General features: G+C 48.1%; 3 protein-coding genes. All 3 read right to left on the reverse strand.

Annotated elements, in window-relative coordinates; all coding sequences use genetic code 11:
- Positions 1-178: 178 nt before the first annotated feature.
- The gene (locus Q0095_RS06415; RefSeq protein WP_005871628.1) at positions 179-628 is read right to left on the reverse strand and encodes a phosphoribosyltransferase family protein; all 450 of its coding nucleotides are present in this window, start codon (positions 626-628) and stop codon (positions 179-181) included.
- Between the two features lie 15 nt (positions 629-643).
- Positions 644-1,939, reverse strand: a complete 1,296-nt coding sequence (locus tag Q0095_RS06420) for an NCS2 family permease (protein WP_297882441.1) — start codon at positions 1,937-1,939, stop codon at positions 644-646.
- Positions 1,940-1,957: 18 nt separating this feature from the next.
- Positions 1,958-2,983, reverse strand: a 1,026-nt coding sequence (gene mqnE / locus Q0095_RS06425) for an aminofutalosine synthase MqnE (protein ID WP_297882443.1), incomplete at its 5' end; no start/stop codon positions are given.

Below are 2,983 nucleotides of genomic sequence, written 5' to 3' on the forward strand. Positions count from 1 at the left end.
TGCCCTGAAACAGGCACATTACGGAGATTACGAAAATTTCGTTTTGATAAAGCTTCTTCACTCTCAACCTCGCTGCGGGCGCTTTAAATTTACAGCCTAAATTTTACGGCCGAAATTTATAAAATTTAAGCCGCCGAATCATTTAAAATTTAGCCGCTAAATTTAACCGCGCGCCGCTTCATTCCTCTATCGTATAATTTTCCCAAAAGAAATTTATCCACTCATCCGTCTTTGAAATTTTAAAATCGGGCTGGATGAGCGCCTTGGGTTTGTAAAAAATCACCGCGGTTTTAAGCTCTATTTGCGGGAATTTCTCCAGCAGCACGCGCTTGATCTCGACCATACTGTCGCCGCTGTCGATGATATCGTCCACCAGCAGCACGCGCTTGTAAAGCTCCAGATCGGGCACGTTGAAAACGTCGATGGTGTCGAGCTTTTTGGTATCTGCGTAGTGGATGGAATTTATCGAAAATATCGTCCGCATATCAAGCGCGTTGGCTAGTGCATGACCGAATGTGAGCCCGCCTCTAGCGATCGCCACGATTGCATCGGGCATAAATTCGTCCCTAACCTGCTTTGCTATAACTCTTGCGTCGCGGTCCATCTCGTCAAAACTATAAAATCTCATATCTTTCCTTAAAATTTAATGCATTAAAAATACTAAAACGCTGATAAATCCAAGCGTCAAAACGCCGAAATTTAAATTTTTTATCCTGCGCTGAGCGAGTCTAACTACGATATAAGCAATAAAGCCGAAGCTTAAGCCGTTGGTGATCGAGTAGGTAAAGGGCATCAAAAATACTATAAAAAACGCAGGGATTAGAATTCCCGCGTCGCTATAATCGATCTTGCCAAGCTCGCTAAACATTAAAACCCCGACCATTACGAGGATCGGATAGATCGCATTTGCGGGGATCGCCTTAAATAGCGGTAGCATAAACAGCGTCAGCACGAAAAATATAGCGCAAAATACCGCGGTAAGCCCCGTGCGGCCGCCCGCTTCTACTCCGCTGGCGCTCTCAGCAAATGCAGTAACCGTACTCGTTCCTATAACGGCGCCCGCAACGCTGCCTATCGCATCGGAGGTTAAATTTCTAGATAGTTTTTTCATGCCGTCTTTGCTATTCTCTCCAAAAAGCCCCGCGCGGTTTCCCACGCCGGTTAGAGTACCGATGCTATCGAATAGATGCGTAACGAAAAATGTGATTATAAAAGGTACGAACGCGAGCTTTAGCGCTCCGGGGATATCTAGCTTAGCAAATATCGGCGTTATGCCGCTTGGCGCGCTTACTATGCCATGTGGTGCGGGCGAAATTCCAGCCACCCACGCAACGCACGAAGTAATCAAAATGCTTAAGATAAACGCCGCCTTAATTCTAAGCACGAAGAGCACCAGCACTACCGCTAAGCCTAAAATTCCAAGTAAAACGTTTAGATCTTTTAAATTTCCTAAAGTTACTAGCGTCGCCTGACTAGGCGCGATGACGCCCATCTGTTTAAGTCCGATGAAGCAGATGAAAGCCCCGATACCCGCACTTATGGCGCGACGCAGATCAAGTGGGATAGATTTGATAACCCAAACTCGAAAGTTCGTAAACGAAAGCACGGTAAAAAGCGCCCCGCTTATCGCTACGATGCCAAGTGCACTCTGCCACGGCATCTTCGCATCCACGCACAACGCAAAGGTAAAATACGCATTTAGCCCCATGCCGACGCTAAGCGCAACGGGGGTATTTGCAAAAAGCCCATTAAATAGCGTCGCGATTATCGTAATAAGCGCGGTTGCCGTAACCAGCGCGTCAAAGGGCATGCCTGCGATGCTCATAATGTTAGCGTTTACTGGCACGATGTAAATCATCGCCAAAAACGTAGTAAGCCCTGCGATAAGCTCCTGTTTTACCGACGTTTTTGCCGCGGCGAGATGAAAGAATTTCTCCACTTGCTCCTCCTTTAGAATTTATTCGTAAATTTCGATTTGATTATACAAGCTGTCGCGCTCTACGGGCACGAAACCTGCGGTGCTGATCATATCGATAAAATCGCGCTTACTCTGTCCTTTTTTGCTGCCGGCGCCGGCGCTGCTTTGAATGCTTTCGTTCTCGATCGTGCCGTCAAGATCGTCCGCGCCGAAATCCTGCGCTACGAGGGCTAAGCTTAACGTCGAGGTCGCCCAATACGCCTTGATATGCGCGACGTTGTCGAGCAGAATTCTACTAATCGCGATCGTTTTTAAAATTTCGACCGAGCCCAAAAAACCCTTCACGTCCAGATAGTTGTTCTCGCGCTGATACACGAGCGGGATGAAGGCGTTGAAGCCGCCGCCGTTAGCGCGAGCTAGGCTCTCGTCTTGCAGCGCGCGGATGCGCAAGATGTGATCGATGCGGTGTGCGCGGCTTTCGATATGGCCAAAGAGCATCGTAGCGTTGCTCTGACGCCCGCGCGCATGCCACAGCGAGTGGATACGTAGCCACTGCTCGCTTGAGACCTTGCCTTTGCAAATTTGATCCCTGATCCGTTCGTCAAAAATTTCGGCGCCGCCGCCGGGCATCGAATCCACGCCGCTTTGCATCATCAGTTCTATCGTCTCTTCGTAGCTCATCTTCCACTTTCGCCGCCAGTAATCGATCTCCGCCGCGGTCATCGCCTTGATATGCACAAGCGGATATTTTTGTTTTATCGCTTTAAAAATTCCCAAATATTGCTGCGGCGCAACGAACGGATTGTGCGAGCTTACGATATGAATCTCCTTCGTACCGCGCGCCACCGTCTCGTCCACGATACGCATGATCTCATCATCGCTCATCTTATAGGCGTTTTCGCTCTTGCGGTGCGCCGAAAATGCGCAAAATTTACAGGTATCTGCGCATAAATTCGAAGGATTGATATGACGATTTGCGTTGAAATAGACGTTTTTGCCGTTTTTTTCTTTGCGAATAGCAAAGGCGAATTTGCCCAGATCGAAAAGATCCAAATCCCATAATTT

Source organism: uncultured Campylobacter sp., assembly GCF_938045535.1.
Classification (GTDB): domain Bacteria; phylum Campylobacterota; class Campylobacteria; order Campylobacterales; family Campylobacteraceae; genus Campylobacter_B.

Coding starts and splice junctions, on each gene's coding strand:
- Q0095_RS06415 (WP_005871628.1), bottom strand. CDS start 628: ATGAGATTTTATAGTTTTGACGAGATGGACCGCGACGCAAGAGTTATA.